This window comes from Streptomyces sp. NPDC087787 (assembly GCF_044743035.1).
Taxonomy (GTDB): Bacteria; Actinomycetota; Actinomycetes; order Streptomycetales; family Streptomycetaceae; genus Streptomyces.
On sequence record NZ_JBIUVQ010000001.1, the window covers coordinates 615,914 to 638,730 of the forward strand.

A 22,817-nucleotide genomic window follows, 5' to 3' on the forward strand; every position below is an offset into this window, starting at 1 on the left:
GTCACACGGGTCGATCGTCACAACAGGGCGAACGGACAGACAGAGACGGACGCCCGGGCGTCCACAGGAGGGGCTCACTCTATGGCGGCGCATTTCGGCAGCAGGTTGCGCAAGGGAGCGGCAACCACGGCCGTGGCCGCGGCGGCGGTCGCGGCTCTGTCCGCCTCGCAGGCTCCCGGCGTCGTCGTCGACGAACACGGCAGACAGTCCACCGCCGAGGCGACGCCCCAACCCGCTGACGGCACCGACGGCACCGGCGGCATCGACGGCAGCGCGACCGGCGACTCGCCGTACTACACGGACCTGCCGCCCCTCAACAGCCCCAGCCCGGCGCCCGTCGTCGGCATGCCGATCTCCAAGGGCCCGGCCGAGGCGGGCATACCGGCCACCGTGCTCGACGCCTACAAGAAGGCCGAGGCCGAACTGCGCGCGTCCAAGCCGGGCTGCAACCTGCCCTGGCAACTGCTGGCCGCCATAGGCAAGGTGGAGTCCGGACACGCCCGCGGCGGCAACGTCGGCGCCGACGGCACCACGGTGTCCCGGATCCTCGGCCCGCGCCTCGACGGCAACGGTTTCGCGCACATCAGCGACACCGACCATGGCCTGTACGACGGGGACAGCAGGTACGACCGCGCGGTCGGGCCCATGCAGTTCATCCCCTCCACCTGGGAGTGGGCGGGCCGCGACGGCAACGGCGACGGCGAGAAGGACCCCAACAACGTCTACGACGCCGCCCTCGCCGCCGGCCACTACCTGTGCCGCTACGGCTGGGACCTGTCCACCGACGCCGACCTCCGGCGCGCGATCCTCAGCTACAACAACTCGACGGACTATCTGAACACCGTCCTGACGTGGCTGGAGTTCTACCGCAAGGGCAGCCACACCGTCCCGGACGGGACCGGACCCCTGCCGTCCCACCGCAGCGACCACACCCCCGGCGCGAACCCCGGACCGACGCCGCAGCCGTCCACCCCGAGGGCGACCCCCTCGCCCGGCAACTCCGGCAAGCCCGCCGCGCCCGGCAGGGGCGGTGGCTCCTCGACCCCGACCCCGAGCCCTTCCTGGCCGACCCCGCCGTCCAAGCCGACCCCGCCGGCCACGCCCAGCGCGCCGCCCACCCCGACCGACACCGTGCATCACCTCCAGGACGCGGGCACGGACAAGCTCACCGCCATGGCGGGCGACGCGTTCACGGAGAGGATCAGCACCCGTGCCGTGACCGGGGACGGCAAGGCCGTCGGCAAGGTGCGGATCCGGTTCACGATCACCGGTGACACCGACGCCGCCTTCACCGGCGGCGAGAAGGTCGCCACCGTCGCCACCGACGCCTCCGGCGTGGCCGTGGCGCCGGCGCTCCTGGCAGGCGAGGAGACGGGCGGCTTCACGGTCCGGGCGACGGTCGTCGGCCGTACGCTTCCCGGCGTCGACTACACGGCCACGGTCACCGAGCGCGCCGCCGACGCACTCACCCGCACCACCGACACCGCGCCGGTCTGCGTCCCGGGCGGCGAATTCGCCGGCCAGGTCGAGGTCAGGGCCACCTACAAGGGCGCCGTCGCGGACCGGGTCGCGGCCACCGCCACCCTGGTCAGGTCGGCCGACGACCCCGCCCAGAACGACAAGGGCCCCTACTTCAAGGACGCCGACGGCAAGCCGGTCCGCACCCTGAAGGACCTTCGGACGGACGCGAGCGGCCTGCTGAGGCTGCCGAAGCTGTACGCGGACGACACCACCGGTACGTTCCTGCTGCGCATCATCACCGCGGGCGGCGCGACGCTGACCGTGGAGCTGAAGGTGGCGCCGGCCGACACCCCGGCCGAGCCGTCCCCCAGCCCTTCGGCATCCTCGTAGCACCGGCACGAACACCCCACGAACACCCTGAGGGCGCCCCGCCACAGCGGCGGGGCGCCCTCGGCGTTGTCCGGCGGCCGGACCGGAGGACGGAACCGGTCAGCGTTTGAGCCGGGCGTTGGTGTGCCGGGTCGGCTCAGCGGACGCCGGATCCTCGGGCCAGGGGTGTTTCGGATACCGCCCGCGCAGCTCCGCCCGTACGTCCCGGTAGCCGGTCCGCCAGAAGGAGGCGAGGTCGGCCGTGACGGCGGCGGGACGCCCGGCAGGGGAGAGGAGGTGCACCAGCACCGGGACCCCGGCGACCGCGGGCGAGTCGTGCAGGCCGAACATCTCCTGGAGCTTCACGGCGAGCACGGGCCGTTCGGGATCCGCGTAGTCGATCCGGATCCGGGATCCGCTGGGCACGGTGAGCCGTTCCGGGGCCAGCTCGTCCAGCCGCGCGGCGTCACCGGAGGCCCAGGGCAGCAGCCGGGTCAGTGCCTGCCCGGCGTCGATCCGCGCCAGGTCGGCGCGCCGCCGGGCCCGCCCGAGCTCCGGCTCCAGCCACTCGTCCACGCGCGCGTGCAGCGCGCCGTCGGACACGTCGGGCCAGGGCTCCCCGAGGTGCCGGCGCAGAAACGTGAGCCGCTGCCGCAGCGTGTTCGCCTCCGCCGACCAGCGCAGCAGCCCGAACCCCTCCTGCCGCAACCCGTCGAGCAGCGTCGCCCGTACGAGGCCCGGCTCGGCGTCCGCCAGGGGCCGCACCGCCAGCTCCACGGCCCCCAGCCGCTCGACCCGCCGCGCGACGACGTCACCATCGCCCCAGCGCACCTCGTCCTGCTCCGTACGGAGCGCCCCGGCCGCGAGCCGGGCGACGTCCTCGTCGACGACCGCGGCGAGCTGCACGCGCGCGTGCCGCCTGCCCACCGGCCGGTCGGCCACGGCCACGGCGACCCAGGGCGCGCCCCACAACGGTGATCCGTCCGCAAGCTCCGCCCGCGTCCCGGACACCATCAGATACGAGCCACCGTCGAGCCGGCCCACCCGCTCCGGAAAGGCGAGAGCAGCAACGAGCCCGGCGAGACCCACGTCCCCAGGACGACGCCCGCCACCGCCCCCGGCGCCGGACGGCGGCTCCGCCTCGCGGGCCGTCCGTGAGCGGGTGGGACCGTCGGAGACCTCCGACACCGCGCTCCGCAGTCGGCGGACCTCCGTTCGCCAGCGTGCCGCGTACGCGTCGCCGCCGCGCCGGGCAGCCCGCAGGGCCGCGGCGAGATCGTCCCCGTACTCCCTCGGCAGCTCCTCGCTCAGCAGTGCGACGACCTCCGCGATCCGCTCGGCCCCGCCGACGGCGGAGGCGTCGAGCAAGGCCCGTCCCAGCCGCGGATGCACCCCCAGCCGCGCCAGAGAGCGCCCGCGGTCCGTGGCGCGCCCGGCGGAGTCCACCGCGCCCACGACCGTCAGCACCTCCCGCGCCGCCGCCATCGCACCGCCGGGCGGGGGGTCGGGCAGCGCGAGCCCGGAGGCGTCCGGATCGCCCCAGCAGGCCGCCTGGAGGGCGAACGCCGTCAGATCGGCCACCTTGATCTCCGGCGCGGGGAACGCGGGCAGACGCGCCTCCTCGGCCTCCGCCCAGCACCGGTACACCGCGCCCGGCGCCTCGCGTCCCGCACGGCCCGCCCGCTGCCGCCCGGAGGCCCGCGAGGCCCGTACCGTCGTCAGCGCGCTCAGCCCGCGCGCGTGGTCCACGCGAGGCTCCCGCGCGAGACCCGAGTCGACGACCACCCGCACCCCGGGCACCGTCAGCGACGACTCGGCGACCGAGGTCGCGAGGACCACCCGGCGCCGCCGCCCCGGCACCAGCACCGCGTCCTGCACGTCCGCCGGCGCCCGACCGTGCACCCGGAGCACGTCCACGTCTCCGAGGTCCCCCAGCAGGCCCGCGACCCGCCCGATCTCGCCCACGCCGGGCAGGAAGCACAGCACGTCCCCGGCACGCTCGGCCAGCGCCCGCCGCACCACCGACGCCACATGCGCCAGCAGCGCCGGGTCCACCCGCATCCCGTGCGGTGGGCGCACCGGCCGGGAGGGAGGCGCCCACACCACCTGCACCGGATGCGCCACACCGTGCGCCTCGACCACCGGCGCCCCGCCCAGCAGCTCCGCCCACACGCGCGCGTCCGTGGTGGCAGAGGCGGCCACAAGCCGCAGCTCCGGCCGCAGAGCCTCGCGCACGTCCCACAGGAACGCCGCCACCGTGTCCGCGTCCAGATGCCGTTCGTGGCACTCGTCGAGCACCACCACGTCGACGCCGGCCAGCTCCTGGTCCCGCTGCAACCGCTGGAGCAGCACACCGGTCGTGACGACCTCCACGCGCGCGTGGCGCCCGACGACGCGCTCCCCGCGCACGGTGTAGCCGACGCTCCCGCCGGCCTTCTCGCCCAGCAGCCACGCCATCCGCCGGGCCGCCGCACGCGCCGCGATCCGCCGTGGCTCGGCCACGACCACCCGCCGCGCGGGCCCCTCACCCAGCAGCCCGGCCAGCGCGAGGGGCACCAGCGTGGTCTTGCCGGTGCCGGGCGGCGCCACCAGGACCGCGGTCCCGTGACCGTCCAGGGCCTCGTGGAGGGCCGGCAGCGCGCCGCGCACCGGCAGCGCGCCCAGCTCGTCGTAACGGATCACGCGCTCAGCCCCGTCCACCCGCACCCGGTCACGCACTCAGTCCCGCACGCAGACGAAGATCGCCGTTCCGGGGATCAGATTCCCGCGCAGCGGCGACCAGCCGCCCCACTCGGACGTGTTCCAGGCCGGCCACTCCGGCTCGACGAGGTCCACCAGCCGCAGGCCCGACGCCACCACGTCCCGCACCCGGTCCCCGACGGTCCGGTGGTGCTCGACGTACACCGCGCGGCCGTCCTCGTCCTGCTCGACGTACGGCGTGCGGTCGAAGTAGGAGCCGGAAACCGACAGCCCCTCCGGGCCGGGCTCGTCCGGGAACGCCCAGCGGATCGGGTGCGTCACCGAGAACACGAACCGCCCGCCCGGCCGCAGCACCCGCCGCACCTCCCGCAGCACCGCGCGCGGGTCGGCGACGAACGGCAGCGCCCCGTACGCCGAGCAGGCCAGGTCGAAGGAGCCGTCCGCGAACGGCAGCGCGCCCGCGTCGGCGCACACCAGGGGGAAGGCGCCGCCGATGCGCAGCGCGTGCTGGAGCTGGCGGTGCGACAGGTCCAGGGCGACCGGGCGCGCGCCCAGCCCGGCCAGCCAGCGCGAGCACTGCGCCGCGCCCGCGCCGATCTCCAGGACGTCCTTGTCCTTGAGGTCCTCGGGGTCGCCGAGCAGCTCCGCCTCGACCTCGTCCAGGCCCTCCGGGCCCCACACGAAACGGTCGTCGCCGAGGAACGTGCCGTGCTCGGTCTGGTACTCGTCCGCGTTGCGGTCCCACCAGCCCCGGTTGGCCCTGGAGCTTTCCGCTGCACCGGCCTCGCGCCGGGTGGCCTCCGGTTCGGCCGGTTCGAACTGTTCGGACGGTGCTGGCTCTTGGATGATCGGCTCCCTCGTACTAATCTGCGGGCTCTCCCGTCCGACCGGTTCCGGCGGTGGTCACCGCAGGGACTCGCTCGGGCCGACATGGGCTCGGCAGGCGGGTTTTCTGCCGGAAATAGGGCGATCCGCCCCGGCTGTGCGGCTTCGCGCATTGACCATGCCCGGCTGCCCCCGTATGCTACAAGTTGCGCTGCGGGCCTGCGCGCCTCAGACGGAGCAGGCTGCGCTCGCATCTGTTGCATGTCCCCTCGGTTGTCGAGGCGCCACCAGGTTTTCTGTGGCGTTTCCTAAGCTGTCCGGCTTCTGCAGAGCGAAACGGGCTCCCGGCGTAACGCAGTACCTACGACTCACTGTCCGTACCGGAGCCCTTTCCCACATGACGAGCAGCACCGAGACCACCGCCACCACCCCGCAGGTAGCGGTCAACGACATCGGTAACGAGGAAGCCTTCCTCGCAGCGATCGACGAGACGATCAAGTACTTCAACGACGGCGACATCGTCGACGGCGTCATCGTGAAGGTCGACCGGGACGAGGTCCTGCTCGACATCGGTTACAAGACCGAAGGTGTCATCCCGAGCCGCGAGCTCTCGATCAAGCACGACGTGGACCCCAACGAGGTCGTGGCCGTCGGCGACGAGATCGAGGCCCTTGTCCTCCAGAAGGAGGACAAGGAAGGCCGCCTGATCCTCTCGAAGAAGCGCGCCCAGTACGAGCGTGCCTGGGGCACCATCGAGAAGATCAAGGAAGAGGACGGCATCGTCACCGGTACCGTCATCGAGGTCGTCAAGGGTGGTCTCATCCTCGACATCGGCCTCCGTGGCTTCCTGCCGGCCTCCCTCGTCGAGATGCGTCGTGTCCGCGATCTCCAGCCGTACGTCGGCAAGGAGCTCGAGGCCAAGATCATCGAGCTGGACAAGAACCGCAACAACGTGGTCCTGTCCCGCCGTGCCTGGCTGGAGCAGACCCAGTCCGAGGTCCGCCAGACGTTCCTCACGACCCTCCAGAAGGGTCAGGTCCGCTCCGGTGTGGTCTCCTCGATCGTCAACTTCGGTGCCTTCGTGGACCTGGGTGGCGTCGACGGTCTGGTGCACGTCTCCGAGCTGTCCTGGAAGCACATCGACCACCCCTCCGAGGTCGTCGAGGTGGGCCAGGAGGTCACCGTCGAGGTCCTCGACGTCGACATGGACCGCGAGCGTGTCTCCCTGTCGCTGAAGGCGACCCAGGAAGACCCGTGGCAGCAGTTCGCCCGCACCCACCAGATCGGCCAGGTCGTGCCCGGCAAGGTCACGAAGCTGGTTCCGTTCGGTGCGTTCGTCCGCGTGGACGAGGGCATCGAGGGTCTGGTCCACATCTCCGAGCTGGCCGAGCGCCACGTGGAGATCCCGGAGCAGGTCGTCCAGGTCAACGACGAGATCTTCGTCAAGGTCATCGACATCGACCTCGAGCGTCGTCGCATCAGCCTCTCGCTGAAGCAGGCCAACGAGGCCTTCGGTGCCGACCCGGCCACGGTCGAGTTCGACCCGACCCTGTACGGCATGGCCGCGTCCTACGACGACCAGGGCAACTACATCTACCCCGAGGGCTTCGACCCCGAGACCAACGACTGGCTCGAGGGCTACGAGAAGCAGCGCGAGGAGTGGGAGCGCCAGTACGCCGAGGCGCAGTCCCGCTTCGAGCAGCACCAGCAGCAGGTCATCAAGTCCCGCGAGGCGGACGCCGCTGCCGCCGCCGAGGGTGGCGAGGCCGCCGCTCCGGCCGCGTCCGGCGGTTCGTACTCCTCCGAGGGTGGCGACAACTCCGGCGCCCTGGCGTCGGACGAGGCGCTGGCCGCGCTCCGCGAGAAGCTGGCCGGCGGCCAGAGCTGAGCTCCCGCACAGGGGCCCAGCCGCTGAGGCTCAGCCGATGACTTGAGGGGCCGCACCCGTTCCGGGTGCGGCCCTTCGAGCTGTTCGGAGGGTCTTGCGGAACCCTGCGGCCGACGGGGAATGCGAACGTCCCACAGCTCGTTGTGAACCTACGAATACGAGGAGGGGCGGTCACACAGTGCTTGATCCGCAGGGTTTGTACGCATGGGAGCCGAAGGGTCTGGCCGTCGTCGACATGGCGCTCGCCCAGGAGTCGGCCGGCCTTGTCCTGCTCTACCACTTCGACGGATACATCGACGCGGGGGAAACCGGCGACCAGATCGTGGAGCGGCTGCTGGACACGCAGCCCCACCAGGTCGTGGCGCGCTTCGACCACGACCGGCTCGTGGACTACCGGGCCCGCCGCCCGCTGCTGACGTTCCAGCGGGACCGCTGGAGCGACTACGAGGTGCCGGGCATCGAGGTGCGTCTCGTCCAGGACGCCACCGGCGCGCCGTTCCTGCTGCTCTCCGGGCCCGAGCCCGACGTGGAGTGGGAGCGTTTCGCGGCTGCCGTACGGCAGATCGTCGAGCGCCTCGGCGTACGCCTGTCGGTGAACTTCCACGGCATCCCCATGGGCGTCCCGCACACCCGCCCGGTGGGCCTGACCCCGCACGGCAACCGCAGTGACCTGGTACCGGGCCACCGCAGCCCGTTCGAGGAGGCGCAGGTGCCGGGCAGCGCGGAGGCGCTGCTCGAGTACCGCCTGATGCAGGCCGGCCACGACGTGCTGGGAGTGGCCGCGCACGTGCCGCACTACATCGCGCGCTCCCCGTACCCGGACGCGGCACTGACGGCCCTGGAGGCCATCACCTCGGCCACCGGGCTCGTCCTGCCGGGCATCGCCCACTCCCTGCGCAACGAGGCACACCGCACCCAGACCGAGATCGACCGGCAGATCCGCGAGGGCGACGAGGAACTCACCTCCCTCGTCCAGGGCCTCGAGCACCAGTACGACGCCGCAGCCGGCGCGGAGACCCGGGGCAACATGCTCGCCGAGCCCGTCGAGATCCCGTCGGCGGACGAGATCGGCCGCGAGTTCGAACGCTTCCTGGCGGAGCGCGAGGGCGAGAACTGACGAGGCGGAGGTGCCGCCCGCCCGCCGGGCGGGCCGCCGGAGCCAGGGCCTAAGCTGCCGCTCATGCTGAAAGTGGGCCTCACCGGGGGCATCGGTGCCGGTAAGAGCGAGGTGTCGCGGCTGCTCGTGGAGTGCGGGGCCGTGCTGATCGACGCCGATCGCATCGCGCGCGAGGTCGTCGCTCCGGGCACGCCCGGCCTCGCGGCGGTGGTCGACGCCTTCGGTCCGGAGGTGCTGGCCGAGGACGGGAGCCTGGACCGGCCCAGGCTGGGTTCCATCGTCTTCGCCGACTCCGCGAAGCTGGCCGTCCTGAACTCGATCGTGCACCCCTTGGTGGGCGCCCGCTCCCGCGAACTGGAGCAGGCGGCCGCCGAGGACTCCGTCGTGGTCCACGACGTCCCCCTCCTCACGGAGAACGGCCTTGCTCCGCTCTACGACCTCGTGATCGTCGTGGACGTGAGCCCGGCGACCCAGCTCGACCGGCTCCTGCGACTGCGCGGGATGACCGAGGAGGACGCACGCGCGCGCATGGCCGCGCAGGCGACCCGGGAGAAGCGCCTGGAGATCGCGGACATCGTCATCGACAACGACGTACCGTTGGACCGCCTCGAGCGGCGGGTACGGGACGTGTGGGCGGAGCTGGTCCGCATGGAGCCGGTCCGCAGGGCGCACGGGCCCCGTCGGCCGCACAAGCATCAGAGGCCCCAGGAGCAGCAGGGCCCGCAGGCATAGGGGAGGGCTCCGGTGACAAGGGCTGCCCGGCCCGGGGCGTTGAACCACTGCGGCATGGGAAGGAAGCAGTCGTGCCCGAACGTACTCCGGAGACCGACATCATCGACTATCGCGCCGCGGAGAAGCTGCTCGCCGCGCGGGATCCGCGGGGCGCGGTGAAACTGCTCGACCGGGTCATAGGCGCCCACCCGGAGAACACCTCGGCCCGGCTGCTGCGCGCCCGTGCCTTCTTCGCGGCGGCCCAGCTCCGGCCCGCGGAGCTGGAGTTCACCATCGTGCTGGAACGCGAACCGGACAACGCGTACGCGCACTTCGCGCTCGCCCGCACCTACGAGCGGCAGGGCCGGCCCGACGAGGCCAGGCGCCACTTCCGGCTGGCCGCCGCGCTGGACCCGAACCCGGAGTACCTGCAACGGGCCGAGTTCGGCTCCTGACGCCCACGGACCGTCCGGGCACTCCCGCCGCCGTCAGGGGCGGCTTCGCCGACGGCTGCCGCCGCTCCTGCTACCGCCGCCGGTCGTCCGGAGGCCAGTACGGCGGCACGTCCCGCCCCGGCTGGTAGTGCGGACCCTGCCGCAGATGCCGGACGACCAGCATGAAGTCGACGGCCATCACCAGCCACAGCACGCCGCAGGCCGCCGCCCATCCGGGTCGTCCGACCAGCACGAACACCACTGTGCCGAAGCCCGCCCAGACCAGTCCCCACACGCACAGCCACAGCCGTGCCCGCAGGGCACTGCGCGCGGTGGTGGGTTCACTGCCTGTACGCATCGCCGATCACCACTCCTCCTTGCAACGTACTCTCGCCCGGCCCGCACGCCAAAGCAGCGCCGGCCTCACTCGAACGGGTGAACCGCGCCGGGAGGGGAACGGCAGTGCGGAGGCGGGCCGTTGTCCGGGCATGGAGCTGAGAATGCGCGAGGGTCATCAGGGGACGGGACCGGGAGCGATCACGCCGGACGGCTGCGCGGTGGAGCTGTACGCGCGGCTGCCCGTGGGGAGCGAGCCGGACATCATCGCCGCGGCCGTGCCCGCGGGAGCGCACATCCTGGAGCTGGGCTGCGGTGTGGGCCGCGTGACCCGTCCACTGCTGGAGCGCGGCTTCACCGTCACGGCGGTGGACGAGTCACCGGACATGCTGGAGCGGGTGCGCGGGGCGCGGACCATATGCAGCCCGATCGAGCAGCTGGAGACGGGGGAGACCTTCGACGCGGTGATCCTCGCTTCGTTCCTGGTGCACACGGGCGACCCGGAGGTACGGCGAGGACTGCTGCGCACCTGCGCGCGGCACGTGGCGGAGGACGGCTGCGTACTGATCCAGCGGGAGGGCGGCGACTACCACATCAATCTGCCGCGGGAGCGAAGCGACATGTGGGTCCCCCCGGCCGAAGGCGGGGAGAAGGCGGACCCGGTGGCCTTCACGGTGCGGATCCTGTCGGCGGAGCCGGTCGGGGGCGGGGTGAACGCGGTGCGCGCGGAGTACGTCTTCCCGGACGCGACCTGGACCCAGACCTTCCGCTCCAGGCCGCTGACCAGCGAGCAGTTCGAGGAGGCGCTGGGGGAGGCGGGTCTGAGGGTGGACAGGTATCTGACCGAGGACGGGGTATGGGCGCGGGCGGTACCGGACAAGCGTCTTTGACGGAGCCCGGACAGCGATGAGTTCGGGAGCGCGGACCGGTCTGCCTCTGTGAAAGCACGACGGCGTTCAAGCACCACGGCCGTTCCTCATCGCCACACACAGGAGACCCCTTATGTCCGTGTCCGAACCCACCGCGCCCACCGCACCCACCACGTCGCCGGCGTCCGCCTCCGGCCGCCGCGCCGCTCGTATCGCACTGCGCGCCGTGCAGGTGCTGCTCGCGCTGTTCTTCGTGTTCGCCAGCGCGTTGCCCAAGCTCATCGCGCACCCGACGGCGGTCGAGAGCTTCGACCGGATGGGCTGGGGCAGCGCGGGCATGTACGGCATCGGGGCGCTGGAGCTGGCCGGAGGCGTGGCGCTGCTGATTCCAGTGCTCCAGTCGGTGTCGGCGATGGCGCTGAGCGCGCTGATGGTGGGGGCGTTCATCGTGCAGCTCACCGCCTTCGACGGGCAGAACGCGGCGACCCCGGTCGTCGTGATCGTGCCGCTGGCGGTCATCGCCTGGGCGCGGCGGGACCACAACTCCCGGTTGCTGCGGCTGGTGCGGCGGCAGCCGTGACGGACGTGACCGCCCGGACCGGTGTCACCGCTCCTTGGGACGGCCCGCCGGTCCGCCTCCGAAGCCACCCGGCCCGCCCAGGTCCCGCAGGCGCTCCAGCTCGCGGCGGTCGCGCTTGGTGGGGCGGCCGGTGCCGCGGTCGCGGATGCCGATCGGGGCGACGGCCTCGCGGGGCGGGGGCGGCGGGGAGTTGTCGACGTAGCACTGGACCGCGATGGGGGCGCCCACGCGCTTGCGGATCAGCCGCTTGACGACGACGATCCGCTCGCGGCCCTCGTGCCGCAGCCGCACCTCGTCGCCGACGCGCACCGAGTAGGCGGGCTTCACGCGTTCCCCGTTCACCCGGACATGCCCGCCCCGGCACGCGGTGGCGCCGATGGAGCGGGTCTTGACCAGCCGGACGGCCCAGATCCAGCTGTCGATCCTTACGTTCTCCCCGCTCGCCGGGCCGGCCGCCTCGGCGGCGGCGACAGCGGCGGTCGTCTTCGGATCCACGTCTCGGTCCTGGTCGTCCTGCGAAGCCATGCATCCGACCTTAGCGGCCCGACGGCCTCGACCCGGAGGTAATTACCGTGGAGCCATGGACGAGAGCAGCAGCCTCGCCGCCCTCGACGGGCGGATCACCGACTGCCGGGCCTGCCCGCGGCTGGTCGCCTGGCGGGAGGAGGTGGCACGCACCAAGCGGGCCGCGTTCGCCGACTGGACGTACTGGGGCCGCCCGGTGCCGGGATTCGGACCGGCGGACGCCCGTCTGCTGATCGTCGGACTCGCCCCGGCGGCACACGGCGGCAACCGCACCGGCCGCATGTTCACCGGCGACCGCTCGGGCGACGTGCTGTACGAGGCCCTGTACGAGCTGGGGCTGGCCTCCCAGCCCACCTCCACCTCCGCCGACGACGGCCTGGAACTGTACGGGATACGTGTGTCCTCCCCCGTGCACTGCGCACCACCCGCCAACAAGCCCACCCCCGGCGAACGGGACACCTGCCGTCCCTGGCTGGTCCAGGAACTCACCCTGCTGCGCCCCACCCTCCGCGCGGTGGTCGTCCTGGGCGCCTTCGGCTGGCAGGCCGCCCTCCCTGCCTTCGCCGAAGCCGGCTGGCCCGTCCCCCGCCCCCGCCCGCCCTTCGCCCACGGCGCCCGGGTGTCCCTCGACGGCCTCGACCTCTTCGCCTGCTTCCACGTCAGCCAGCGCAACACCTTCACCGGCAGACTCACCCCCACCATGCTCCGAGACGTGCTGCGGACGGCGGCCCGAACGGCGGGGCTGCCAGTGAGGCCGCCGACCGGGTAGCCCGCGGTCACTACGCCCGGTCGCGGTACTAGGGTCTTTCGTTTGGATCAGGCCGGATCAGCCCGGCCTGATCCAAACGAGAGGCCCCAGGCGCCCGGCCCGGTCTCAGGGCTTCCACACGTACCGCACGTCCGGCTCCCGCTCCTCGTTCCCGCTGCCGTCGGTGTATTCGGCGGCCACGAAGCCGTGGCGCTCGTAGAAGCGGTGGGCGGGCCGGTTGACCTGGAACGTCCACAGGGAAAGGCCCCGCGGCCCGCGTTCCTTGGCGAGGGCGACGAAGCGGTCGCCGAGGCCCTGCCCGCGCCAGTCCGGGGCGAGGTACAACTGCTCCAGCACGTCGTCGCCGAGCACCATCAGGCCCACGACGCCGCTGTCACCGCCCGCGTCGGCGACCCAGGTCTCCTGGCGGGGCACCACGACATCACGGAACCAGGCACGCACCGCGTCGTCGGAGTGCGGCCGGACGACACTCGGCAGCGCGGCGGCGAAGGACCGCAGCCAGACATCTGCGACGGCCCGCGCATCCGTGGCACGCGCCCGGCGCAGAGCGACGGTGCTCTCAGCGCTCGTGTACACGGGCGGCGGAACAACACCGGGGGCTGTGGCGACGCGTCGGATCACGGGAGTCCCTTGGACGGACGGGGCCGGGCAACTTCTCCATCCTCCACGCGTGTCCCCGATGTCGCAGCCCAATTTCACGGCCTGGCCCGACCCCGCCCGCCCATGCCGCCCCGCTGACGACGCAGCCGTCAGCGGGGCAGCAGCCGTCAGCCGTCGGACTCCGGTGACGGGAGGTAGGCGCCGGGCACGTCGTCCGGTGCGAAGACCTTCTTCTCGCCGGGGTACGGCGTCTTCCACCCGTGCGTCTCGTACCACGTGAAGTGGTTCATCTGAGCCGGGTTCGCGAAATCGGGCCTGGCGTCGGGCCCGGTCAGACGCTGCTTCGACTTCCAGGCGTCCCACTTCGCCGCGACCGCCCGCTTGTCCGCCGGAACCGTCACCGACGGCGCGGCCGCGGCACGCGGGTTCTGCGGCGCCGGGGTGTCCACCCCGCAGGCGGGCGGGGTCTTCAGGCCGGCCGTCAGCGGGACCCGGTTGGGCACGGCCGTGAACGGCGTGAGGTCCGGCTTCTGCGTGAACGCCCCGGTCATCGGGCTGGCCGCGCTGTCCTTCTGGTTCATCGGGTGGATCCCGAGGATCTGCTCGATGGTGCGGACCATCGTGATCTGCGAGTAGTAGCGGCTGTCGACGACTCCGTGCCGGGCCCAGGGGCTGATGATCTGGATCGGGGCCCGGTGGCCGTCGACGTGGTCGAGGCCGGCCTGGGAGTCGTCCTCGACGACGAAGATCGCCGAGTCCTTCCAGTACGGGCTGTGCGAGATCCTGTCGATGATCCTGCCGGTGGCGAGGTCGTTGTCCGCGACCTGGGCGGACGCGTTCGCCGGTCCGCCGGTGTGGTCGCTGGAGAGCCAGAACATGTTCAGGTTCGCCGGCCCGTTCTTCTCGAAGTCACGCTTCCAGATCTCGTACCGGTAGAGGTCCGGGACACTGAGGTCGTACTTCGGGAAGCCGTGCACCGACACGTCGTTGAGCGACGGTATCGGCGAGGACGAGTGCAGGGTGTAGGCGGTGTCCTGCCCGGTCGCGTCCATGTTCTTGGCGTCGCAGTACAGGTTCTGCCAGGTGGCGTCCGCCGGCTTGGTCAGGAACTGCTGGAACTCGCCGAAGTTCCGCACGGACTTGCCCGCGGCCTGCGCGCCGGTCCAGAGGAACCCGCTGCGCTGGTGGCCGAGGGCGTCGTCCTCGGTGTCGTAACTGCGCGCGTACTCACCGGCGGAGGACTCCGTGTACTCCGGGTTGTCCGCCTGCATCAGCCAGTTGTGGCCCTCGGCGGAGTTCGTGCCGATGTCGTACGTGTTGTCGTACAGCCCGAACTGCTTCGCCAGCGCGTGCTGGTTCGGCGTCACGTTCTCGCCGAACTGCGCGAGGGCCGGGTCGCCGTTGCCCTGCGGAAGGTCACCGAAGACCTGGTCGTAGGTCCGGTTCTCCTTGACGATCAGGAACACGTGCTTGATCGTCGAGGGGTCGCCGATCCGGTCCGGGACCGGCACCGCCTTCGCCTTGCCGCCGCCCTTGCCCCGGGTCAGCTCGACCGAGCCGCTTGTCCAGCCGTTCTGCCGGAACACCTTCCTGGTCCAGGACTTGATGACGTGGTCGTTCGGCAGCCTGAACCGCTGGAGGCTCGACGTCGTGTCGTGGGTGCCGTGCCCGGCCGCGGTGGTGGGGCGGCGGGCGTCGATGCCACGGGTGTTGGAGACCACCACCTCGTTGCCGACGGTGGCGATCTCGGACGGGAAGTAGTCCGTCGGGAGCAGGCCGACGTAGCTGACCGGCTCCTGCGGGGTCGTGTACCGGTAGACGGCGACCGCGTTGGCGCGGCCGAGCGTCACCAGCAGATGGCCGTCGCCGGTGAGCGTCACCGCGTCGGGCTCGTAGCCCACCGACGCCTCCGGCCACGGCCGGGTGGCGATGGTCTGCACGACCTTGCCGCGGGCGGTGTCGATGACCGAGACGTCGTTGGTGGCGGTGTTGGTGACGAACACCGCCCCCTTCCTGGCGTACAGGGCGGTCGGGTGCAGACCGACGTCGATGCTCTTGGCGGCGGAGTCGGGGCGCGCCAGGTCGATGACGCTGACCGTGCCGGTGGTGGTGGCCGCGGTCACCGGGTCGGCCGGCACCTGGGTGCCGTACGAGTTGATCGTGGTGTCACCGGGCTTCGCCGGACGCCCGCCCTCGTTGCTGACGTACAGCTTGTCGCCGACCCTGACGATGCCACGGGGCGCGTTGCCCACGGCCCAGCTGCGCCGGACGGCGCCGGTCGCCGCGTCGATGGCGACCACCCGGTTCTGGCCGTTGACCGCGGAGTACACGGTGGAGCCGTCGGGTGAGAACACCGCCGCGCCCACCAGCGCGTGCCTGGACCCGTCCGCCGGGACCCCGATGAACGTCGGGTCCGCGACACTGCCGTCCGGCCGCACCGTGAACCTGGTGTAGCCGTCGGTCCGGCCCAGCCACAGCTGCGAGCCGTCGGGCGAGTACGCGGGGCCTTCCTGGCCCACGTCGTTGCCGCTGATGCGCAGGTCCGCCGAGGCGCTGTTGCCGACGAGCTGCTGCACCTTCCAGTTCTTCAGGTTCACGATGGACAGCGCCATCCCGCCGTCGGTGACCGAGGCCGCGAGGTGGGTGCCGTCCGGGCTGACCGAGGACGACATGATCTTGCCGTTGTCGATCACGAGGCGGTCACCGTACGGGGCGACGTACTGGTCGCTGGAGACGACCAGCCCCTGATCGGTCATCTGGCCGACCTGCCGGGTGCCGAACTGGTGCGTCTCGGCGAAAGCGGTACCGGAGACCACCAGCGCGGCCGTGGCGATGCACGCCGTCACCAGCGAGGTGCGGCGGCTGAAGCGTCTGCCGAACAGGCCGGCCTGCCCCTTCTCGACATGCCGACGGCGCCGAGTCACCTGCATGGATCATCCCTTCGGAGTGGTCGCGAGCAGTTCGACGTTGCCGTCGAACTGCCAGAGCGGGTTCGGTGTGTCCCCGGTCGGGGACCGCACCAGGAAGTAGCCGTTCACTTCCTTGGGTCCGTCGCCGTCGGCCACGAACCGGCCGTCCGCGGTGACGTCGAGCTGGTAGATGGCCGTCCCCGGAGCCTCGACGCCGGGGAGATGCCAGGTGACGACGCAGCGCCAGTCGTTGCCGGGCCCCTGCGCGGCGACCTGGCCGGAACCCTTGTCGCACGCCGCAGTGGCCCGGAGCCGCGCCTCGGTGACCGCCGGGCGGTTGAGCTGCTCGGTCTGCATGCGGTACAGGTGTGCGAACGCCGTGGCGACCGACCGCTGCACCTTGTCCTGCTCGATCCCGGAGCCCGTGGACGGTGTCGCCACGGCGATGACCGCGACCGTGAGGGCGGTCAGTCCGGCCGGCGGCAGGAGTCCGATGGTGATCGCGTGCCGTCCGGAGCCGTCGTGGGCCGGGTTGGTGAAGTCGCGTCGCAGGAAGAGCAGATACGCCAGGGACGTGGCGGCCACCGCCCACACCAGGGCGACCACGACACCGATCAGCAGCGGGCCGAGCTGCGCCGGGCCGGTGAACAGGCCGTTCCAGGCGATGAAGGCGTAGCCGGGCAGGGCGAGACGTACGGCGACCGGCAGCGGCAGCATCTGGGCGAGCTGCGTCGCGAGCGCGGCGAGCGCGGGCAGCAGCAGCGCCATCGGGGACCGCCCCAGCGCGACGGACCCGAGCAGTCCGATCGCGGCGAGCGCCAGGGTGGGGGCGAGCACGCAGAGCCAGGCGAGCAGGACCTTGCCGGCGGCGTCCCCCGGCGTCAGCAGGTGGCCGTCGAGGCCGACCAGTGGCTGGTTGCCCACCGCGAGGACGCCGCCGACCGTGCTGGAACACGCCAGCCCGGCCACGAGCAGCAGGATGACGGTGAGGCCGGCCAGCGCCTTCGCCGCGAAGATCTGCCGGGGCGAGCGGACCGCGACGAGCAGATGGCGCCAGGTGCCGAGCCGGTCCTCGGAGGCGAACACGTCGCCCGCGACCACCGAGGTCAGCAGCGGGAGCGCCCAGGTGCCGGCGAAACCGAGCATCACCAGCGGACCGGCCCACCCGGTGGCGTGCATCCAGCGGCCGAAGAGGGTGTCGGAGGGAAGCGTGCTCTGCAGGCTCACCGCCGCGACGAAGAGCCCCGGCACGGTCCAGCAGGCGAGAACCAGCAGGCGGATCCGCCATTGCGAGACCAGCTTGACCAGTTCGAAGCGGTAACAGCGGGCCACCGGGACGCGGCGGGCGACGGCGGCGTGCTCGTGGGCGACGGTGGTCGCGGTCATCGGCCGTCCTCCCGCTGCTCGGTGAGGGCGAGGAACGCGGCCTCCAACGGCGACACCACGGGGGCGAGTTCACGCAACGCGATGCCCGCGCCCACGAGCCGCACCACCAGTTCGTCGAGAGCGGGCACCGGCGCGCGTACGACGAGCGTCTCGGCGCCGTGCCGTGCCACGGCGTCGTCGACGACGCGGATCCCGGGCGTGCCGTCGGCCAGCCGGCGGGCGGCCCGCGGATCGGAGGTGAGCAGCCGGTAGTCGAGTTCGGGGTTCTCGGCGGCCAGCTTGCTCAACGGACCGGAGAAGACGACCCGTCCGGTGGCCAGGATGGTGACCTCGGAGCACAGTGCCTCCAGGTCCTCCATGCGGTGGCTCGACAGCACGACGCAGGTGCCGTCCGCCGCGAGCCGGGTGAGGACGCCGTGCACATGCCTCTTGCCGGCCGGATCGAGGCCGTTGGCGGGCTCGTCGAGCACGAGCAGCCGGGGTGGGGTGAGCAGGGCCGCCGCGAGTCCCAGCCGTTGACGCATCCCGAGGGAGAAGCCCCGGGCCGGGTCGTCGGCGACATCGGTGAGCCCGACCTGGCCGAGCACGTCGTCGATCCCCGCCGTCCGCGCGTCGAGGCCGCGCAGCGCGGCCAGCGCGGCGAGGTTCTGCCGGGCGGTGAGCGAGGGGTAGAGCCCGGGCCCGTCCACGAACCCGGCGACGCCGTCGGGAGCGGTGAGCGCCCGCCCGACGGGCGTCCCCAGGATCTCGAGGGAGCCGCTGTCGGCGACGGCCAGCCCCAGCAGGAGCCCGAGCAGTGTCGTCTTCCCGGCGCCGTTCGGTCCGGCCAAGCCGTGGATCTTTCCCTGCTCCACGGTCAGGTCGACGCCGTCGAGCGCGACGACGTCGCCGAAACACTTGGTCGTCCCGCGGGCCCGGATCGCGAGGAGTGTGTCCATGAGTCCCTTCCTTCGCAGCCCTCAAGGACCGTAGGGACGGCGGCACGACGCGCACAGGACCGGCGAGTTGAACGCTCATGGAACGAAAGGAAGGTCGTGCTCACGACAACTACACGCCAAGTCGTCGCGTACGGAGCCGCGTTGAGGCCCGTACGGCGGTACGGGCGCGTGACTCAGGTCCGCATCGCGAACAGCGGCGGTCTCACTGATCGGCTCGCCCGAGGCGGTTGACGCGGTACACGTCCGGGACGCACAGGTTGAGGACGGCGGCCGCGGCGATCAGGCCGGCGCACGCCAGCAGCACGCCCTGGGTGTCCCACGAGCGGGCCGCGAGGGCGGTGATGAGGTAGCCGAGGGGGATGGCGAGGCGTTCCCCAATGCCGTTGAACGCGCTCATGCGGCCCTGTTCGGCCCGGGGCACGTGCTGTTGGAACGCGGTGGTCCAGGCGACGATCGCGATGTCGAGCCCGATGCCCGCCAGCGAAGCGCCCAGCAGGACGAGGAGCAGCGGCGAGCCGCAGGCCATGGCGGTCAGCGGGAGCGCGAGGGCTCCGCCCGCCGCGACCGCGACGGTGAGCAGTCGGTACGGCTTCCAGCGCAGGCACACGAGGGTCCCCGCCAGCAGGCCGGAGGCGAAGGCCGCCTGGATCAGGCCCCAGTCGCGTGCCCCCGCGTACCGCTGAGCGGCGACGAGCGGGCCGAGGAGCTGGAAGCCCGCCAGCCATGCCGCGACGAGGACGGTCCCGGCCGCCGTGTAGGTCCACAGCCAGGTCCGCGACCAGAAGCCGCTCCAGCCCGCACGCAGGTCCACCAGGACGCCGGCGGCCCTGGTGAGCGGGGCGTCCAGACGCAGACCGAGAAGGAGGACGGCCGCGGCGGCGAACGTGAACGCGTCCCAGGCCAGGGCCCATGCCGCGCCACTGGCCGCGACGATCAGCCCGCCGGCGACCGGCCCCAGCACCTTGACCGCGTTGCTCGGCAGTCTGAGCAGCGCGTTGGCCTGCTGCAGGTGCTCCGCGGGAACGATCTGGGCGACGGCACCCTGCGTGGCGGGCACGGTGAAGGACGCCGCGGTTCCCGAGACGAAGCCGCAGGCCGCGATCGAAGCGGTCGTCGCATGCCCGGTGGCCACGGTGACGGCCAGCGCACCCTGCGCGCCCGCCGCCAGCAGATTGCCCAGGAACAGGATCCTGCTTCGGGACAGGCGGTCCGCGAAGACGCCGCCCGCGAGGAGGAACACGATCGTGGGGACGGTGTTCGTGGCAAGGACCAGGCCGAGGGACCCTGCTCCGCCGCCCTGCTCGATGACCGAGTAGGCCAGTGCGAGCGGGGCCATCGCGGACCCGGTCGCCGAGATGAGGTTGGCCAGTACGAACCGCCGGAAGGCCGCGAGCCTCAGCGGCGTGCGGACGGTCGTCGTCGACTCGGGGGCGGCCTTCATGATCTCCCTGGACACGGGCTGTGCGCGGATCGACGCGGATGGTGCTGATGCTGCCCGGAAATGTGAGGCGCGACGCACCTTGGGCGGTGAACTGGTGTCACGTACGTCTCAGTAGGGTCACCAGGAGAGGCGTTCGCCCCCTTCTTGGCGGTTAAATCTGCACGTACGACATTGAACGTGGAGGTGCAGCGTGAACGGGCGAACGGTGCTCGAGCGCTTTCCCGCCGGCGGTCCCCGCGGGTCGTGGCCGGCGGAGGAGTTCGCGCATGCGCGACGTCTGGAGGGCTTGCCCGCCGAGGTTGTCATGGACCTCGCGACCGACACGTTCCTGGTGATCGTCCGGGGCGGAGAGGCGGGCGGTGACGCCACGGCGTGAGCCGCCGGCTCACCCGCCCTTCCGGCCTCCTTACGCGCTGACCGTGCTGGACCAGGCCGGGGTCGTCCCCGTGATCCGGCACAGGGCCAGATAGAGGGGGATCGGCGGGGTGTAGGGGATCGTGCCCGCCGGGCGGTGGACGAGCGTGGGCGCCGTCGGCGAGGCGGGCAGCGTCGCACCCGGGGAGTAGTGGGCCGGAGCGGGCCAGCGCAGGGCGTAGTCGGAGTCCGCGGGGACGATCCACCACCAGTGCGCGCGATCCGCGTAGACGCAGCCCACGCGGGGAAGCCGGGGCATCAGCTGCGGACCGAGGTGGGCGGGGACCGCGACCGCGTCGCAGCCCAGGGGGGCGGTCATGCCCTCGGGCGGGGACAGCCGCCGGGGTGTGCCGTGGGTGCGCAGGCGGCGGCCCAGGTGTACGAGCGTGTCCAGGTTGAGCGACTGGCCGGTGCCGCCCAAGGCGCCGGCGTCGGTCACAGCCATGCGGTCCCCGTTTCGTGATGTGCCTGCCGGTGGGTCTGCCGGTGCGCCTGGCCGTGCACCTGCGGGCCGTTCTTGTCGCCGGCGTCGCGGGCCGGGACCGGCTTCGGGCGGGCGCCCCAGCCCAGGTCGCTCCGGGCGGGCGAGGTGCCGCGCGGCAGTTCCGCCCACACCACCAGGCCGGTGCCCTGCTCCTGGGCCCCCCAGGCCAGGCACATGGCGTCGACGAGAAGCAGTCCCCTCCCGTGCTCCTCCTCGGGCTGCCGCGGCGACGGCTGGGGCTCGCCCGGCGCGCACCCCTCGTCTCGTACGGCTATGCGCACTCGTTCGTCCCCGTCGTGCAGTTCGCACACGATCTGCCTGCTGGCGGTGTGCACGATGGCGTTGGTGACCAGCTCCGAGACGACGAGGGCGGCCGCGTCGCAGGTGTCCTCGCACACGGACCAGCCGGTCAGCCGGGTCCGGGTCAGGCGTCTGGCCTGCGCGGGGGAGCCGGGGTGCGCGGCCAGCTCGAAACGGAACCGACGCTCGGCAACGTCCCCGCCGGGGCCCGCGCTCGTACTCGCGCCGCGGCTCGGCGAGCTCGCGGCGGCGTCTGTTCCTAAGGGCGGAGACGGAATCACGCTTGCCACTATCGCCCCGCCGTGAACACTTGGCAAGTGGCACTCTGAAAGTTGCAGAGTGTTGGAGTCACGCTGATCGGCCATGGCACACTGCTCGCAACAGCACGTCGAACGGCGCCAGTTGAGACCGCCGGGCCCCGGGATTTTCGAACGGGCTTTCGCGCGGTTGCCGTGGGTCGTGCGGGATTCATGACGGGAACCTCCGGAATCCTCACGTCCGTCCGTACAGTTCGCTCCTGGGTCAGTGGAGGTGGAGTGTGAGTGAGCCGCGGTCCGCGCCGACCGTCGGGCAGGTCGTGCTCGGCCGGCGCCTGTGGGACCTGCGGGAGAGCGCGGGGCTCAAGCGTGAGGAAGCCGCTCGCATCCTGCACGTCGCGCCCGCCACCGTGCGCCGTATGGAGATGGCCGAGGTCGCCCTCAAGATCCCGTACCTCCAGCTGCTGCTGAAGGCCTACGGCGTCTCCGACGAGGAGGCCGAGGCCTTCACGCGGCTGGCCGAGGAGGCCAACCAGCCGGGCTGGTGGCAGCGGTTCCACGACATCCTGCCGGGCTGGTTCTCGATGTACGTCAGCCTGGAGGGCGCCGCCGCGCTCATCCGGTCCTACGAGCCGCACTTCGTCCCCGGACTGCTCCAGACCGAGGACTACGCGCGCGGGGTGCTCAAGTCCGGCGCCGTCGGCCAGACCAGCCCCGAGGACATAGAGCGCCACGTCGCGCTGCGCATGCAACGCCAGGACCTGCTCACCCGCCCGGACGCCCCCAGGTTCTGGGTGGTGATGGACGAGACCGCGCTGCGCCGCCAGGTCGGCGGTCCCGAGGTCATGCGTGCCCAGATCGACAGGCTGCTGGAGGCCGCGAGGCTGCCCAACGTGACGTTGCAGGTCGCCCCGTTCTCCGCGGGGCCGCACGCCGGCACGTACGGCCCCTTCGTGCTGTTCCGATTCGCCATGCCCGAACTGCCGGACATGGTCTACAGCGAGTACCTGACCGGCGCGGTCTACCTGGACGCGCGTCAGGAGGTGGCGAGTCACCTCGAGGTCATGGACCGCATGGCGGCGCAGGCCGCTACTGCACATCGCACGAAGGAGATCCTCCGGGATTTCCGCAAGGAGCTGTGAATGGAACGCATCACGTACCAGCCCAAGCCGCGGCTGCGCGGCGGCATCTACAACGGCATGCCCGCCCGCGAACTCGGCAGCGAGGGCTGGCACAAGCCGTGGAGCGGGGGCAACGGAGGCAACTGCCTGGAGGCCATGAAGCTGGACGACGGCCGGATCGCGGTCCGTCAGTCGACCGACCCGGACGGACCGGCGCTCATCTACACGACCGACGAGATGACGGCGTTCATCGAGGGCGCGAAGGCGGGAGAGGCGGACTTCCTGCTGGCTTGAACGACCCCTGTCTGTTGACTGTCTCAACTCCCTAATCTTGGTACCGACTTGATCATGACCACTGCTCACTTCAGACGCTTACGAGGTGC

22 protein-coding genes are annotated in these 22,817 nt (G+C 72.0%); 11 read left to right on the forward strand and 11 right to left on the reverse strand.

All coding sequences use genetic code 11. The features are described from left to right. Positions 1 to 81 precede the first annotated feature (81 nt). On the forward strand, positions 82 to 1,851 hold the full coding sequence (locus tag ACIOWN_RS02825; RefSeq protein ID WP_401979986.1) for a lytic transglycosylase domain-containing protein: 1,770 nt from the start codon (positions 82 to 84) through the stop codon (positions 1,849 to 1,851). 99 nt (positions 1,852 to 1,950) lie between these two features. On the opposite strand, the gene hrpB is transcribed toward ACIOWN_RS02825, so the two are convergent. After that, positions 1,951 to 4,512, reverse strand: a complete 2,562-nt coding sequence (gene hrpB, locus ACIOWN_RS02830; RefSeq protein WP_362349431.1) for an ATP-dependent helicase HrpB — start codon at positions 4,510 to 4,512, stop codon at positions 1,951 to 1,953. Positions 4,513 to 4,548: 36 nt separating this feature from the next. Then, positions 4,549 to 5,397 (reverse strand): class I SAM-dependent methyltransferase, encoded by an 849-nt coding sequence (locus ACIOWN_RS02835; RefSeq protein WP_401980238.1) that lies wholly within the window; start codon positions 5,395 to 5,397, stop codon positions 4,549 to 4,551. Between the two features lie 355 nt (positions 5,398 to 5,752). On the opposite strand from ACIOWN_RS02835, the gene rpsA reads away from it, so the two are divergent. The 4 genes from rpsA to ACIOWN_RS02855 all read left to right on the forward strand — a co-directional run bounded on the left by rpsA (position 5,753) and on the right by ACIOWN_RS02855 (position 9,526). Next, positions 5,753 to 7,243, forward strand: a complete 1,491-nt coding sequence (gene rpsA, locus ACIOWN_RS02840; RefSeq protein WP_362349433.1) for a 30S ribosomal protein S1 — start codon at positions 5,753 to 5,755, stop codon at positions 7,241 to 7,243. Between the two features lie 178 nt (positions 7,244 to 7,421). Further along, complete coding sequence (locus tag ACIOWN_RS02845; RefSeq protein WP_362349435.1) at positions 7,422 to 8,360, forward strand: PAC2 family protein; 939 nt, start codon at positions 7,422 to 7,424, stop codon at positions 8,358 to 8,360. A gap of 63 nt (positions 8,361 to 8,423) precedes the next feature. Then, a complete protein-coding gene (gene coaE / locus ACIOWN_RS02850) occupies positions 8,424 to 9,092 on the forward strand; it encodes a dephospho-CoA kinase (protein WP_362349437.1) in 669 nt (222 codons plus the stop codon). A 71-nt stretch (positions 9,093 to 9,163) separates the two neighbouring features. Next, complete coding sequence (locus tag ACIOWN_RS02855; RefSeq protein ID WP_362349439.1) at positions 9,164 to 9,526, forward strand: tetratricopeptide repeat protein; 363 nt, start codon at positions 9,164 to 9,166, stop codon at positions 9,524 to 9,526. A gap of 70 nt (positions 9,527 to 9,596) precedes the next feature. On the opposite strand, the gene ACIOWN_RS02860 is transcribed toward ACIOWN_RS02855, so the two are convergent. Then, positions 9,597 to 9,863, reverse strand: coding sequence for a DUF6343 family protein (locus ACIOWN_RS02860; RefSeq protein WP_362349441.1), 267 nt, complete (start codon positions 9,861 to 9,863; stop codon positions 9,597 to 9,599). 142 nt (positions 9,864 to 10,005) lie between these two features. On the opposite strand from ACIOWN_RS02860, the gene ACIOWN_RS02865 reads away from it, so the two are divergent. Next, positions 10,006 to 10,731 (forward strand): class I SAM-dependent methyltransferase, encoded by a 726-nt coding sequence (locus tag ACIOWN_RS02865; RefSeq protein ID WP_362349443.1) that lies wholly within the window; start codon positions 10,006 to 10,008, stop codon positions 10,729 to 10,731. Positions 10,732 to 10,843: 112 nt separating this feature from the next. Beyond that, entirely contained in the window at positions 10,844 to 11,290 is a 447-nt protein-coding gene (locus ACIOWN_RS02870; protein ID WP_362349445.1) for a DoxX family protein, read from the forward strand. Between the two features lie 24 nt (positions 11,291 to 11,314). On the opposite strand, the gene ACIOWN_RS02875 is transcribed toward ACIOWN_RS02870, so the two are convergent. Further along, positions 11,315 to 11,815, reverse strand: coding sequence for an RNA-binding S4 domain-containing protein (locus ACIOWN_RS02875; protein WP_362349446.1), 501 nt, complete (start codon positions 11,813 to 11,815; stop codon positions 11,315 to 11,317). A 55-nt stretch (positions 11,816 to 11,870) separates the two neighbouring features. On the opposite strand from ACIOWN_RS02875, the gene ACIOWN_RS02880 reads away from it, so the two are divergent. Further along, positions 11,871 to 12,584, forward strand: a complete 714-nt coding sequence (locus ACIOWN_RS02880; protein ID WP_401979992.1) for a uracil-DNA glycosylase — start codon at positions 11,871 to 11,873, stop codon at positions 12,582 to 12,584. A gap of 105 nt (positions 12,585 to 12,689) precedes the next feature. Here ACIOWN_RS02880 and ACIOWN_RS02885 read toward each other — a convergent pair whose 3' ends face one another. From ACIOWN_RS02885 to ACIOWN_RS02905, 5 genes are all read right to left on the reverse strand, one after another. Continuing rightward, positions 12,690 to 13,160: a GNAT family N-acetyltransferase gene (locus ACIOWN_RS02885; protein WP_362349450.1), complete on the reverse strand. Its 471-nt coding sequence runs from the start codon at positions 13,158 to 13,160 to the stop codon at positions 12,690 to 12,692. Positions 13,161 to 13,351: 191 nt separating this feature from the next. After that, on the reverse strand, positions 13,352 to 16,114 hold the full coding sequence (locus ACIOWN_RS02890; RefSeq protein WP_401979995.1) for an alkaline phosphatase family protein: 2,763 nt from the start codon (positions 16,112 to 16,114) through the stop codon (positions 13,352 to 13,354). 3 nt (positions 16,115 to 16,117) lie between these two features. Next, the gene (locus tag ACIOWN_RS02895) at positions 16,118 to 17,479 is read right to left on the reverse strand and encodes an ABC transporter permease (RefSeq protein WP_401979998.1); all 1,362 of its coding nucleotides are present in this window, start codon (positions 17,477 to 17,479) and stop codon (positions 16,118 to 16,120) included. Continuing rightward, entirely contained in the window at positions 17,476 to 18,417 is a 942-nt protein-coding gene (locus tag ACIOWN_RS02900; RefSeq protein ID WP_362349456.1) for an ABC transporter ATP-binding protein, read from the reverse strand. The genes ACIOWN_RS02895 and ACIOWN_RS02900 overlap by 4 nt, the downstream gene beginning before the upstream one ends. A 202-nt stretch (positions 18,418 to 18,619) precedes the next feature. Continuing rightward, a complete protein-coding gene (locus ACIOWN_RS02905; protein ID WP_362349458.1) occupies positions 18,620 to 19,858 on the reverse strand; it encodes an MFS transporter in 1,239 nt (412 codons plus the stop codon). 190 nt (positions 19,859 to 20,048) lie between these two features. Between ACIOWN_RS02905 and ACIOWN_RS02910 the strand changes: the two genes are divergently transcribed. Further along, the gene (locus tag ACIOWN_RS02910) at positions 20,049 to 20,234 is read left to right on the forward strand and encodes a hypothetical protein (RefSeq protein ID WP_159024888.1); all 186 of its coding nucleotides are present in this window, start codon (positions 20,049 to 20,051) and stop codon (positions 20,232 to 20,234) included. Between the two features lie 30 nt (positions 20,235 to 20,264). Here the strand turns inward: ACIOWN_RS02910 and ACIOWN_RS02915 are convergent, their stop codons facing one another. Together ACIOWN_RS02915 and ACIOWN_RS02920 are read right to left on the reverse strand one after the other, a co-directional pair. Further along, entirely contained in the window at positions 20,265 to 20,717 is a 453-nt protein-coding gene (locus tag ACIOWN_RS02915) for a hypothetical protein (RefSeq protein ID WP_362349460.1), read from the reverse strand. Then, positions 20,708 to 21,346, reverse strand: coding sequence for an ATP-binding protein (locus ACIOWN_RS02920; protein ID WP_401980241.1), 639 nt, complete (start codon positions 21,344 to 21,346; stop codon positions 20,708 to 20,710). The genes ACIOWN_RS02915 and ACIOWN_RS02920 overlap by 10 nt, the downstream gene beginning before the upstream one ends. A gap of 248 nt (positions 21,347 to 21,594) precedes the next feature. Here ACIOWN_RS02920 and ACIOWN_RS02925 point away from each other — a divergent pair, with 248 nt between their 5' ends. After that, entirely contained in the window at positions 21,595 to 22,455 is an 861-nt protein-coding gene (locus ACIOWN_RS02925; RefSeq protein WP_326802031.1) for a helix-turn-helix transcriptional regulator, read from the forward strand. Next, positions 22,456 to 22,728, forward strand: a complete 273-nt coding sequence (locus ACIOWN_RS02930) for a DUF397 domain-containing protein (protein WP_100569534.1) — start codon at positions 22,456 to 22,458, stop codon at positions 22,726 to 22,728. Positions 22,729 to 22,817: the final 89 nt, after the last annotated feature.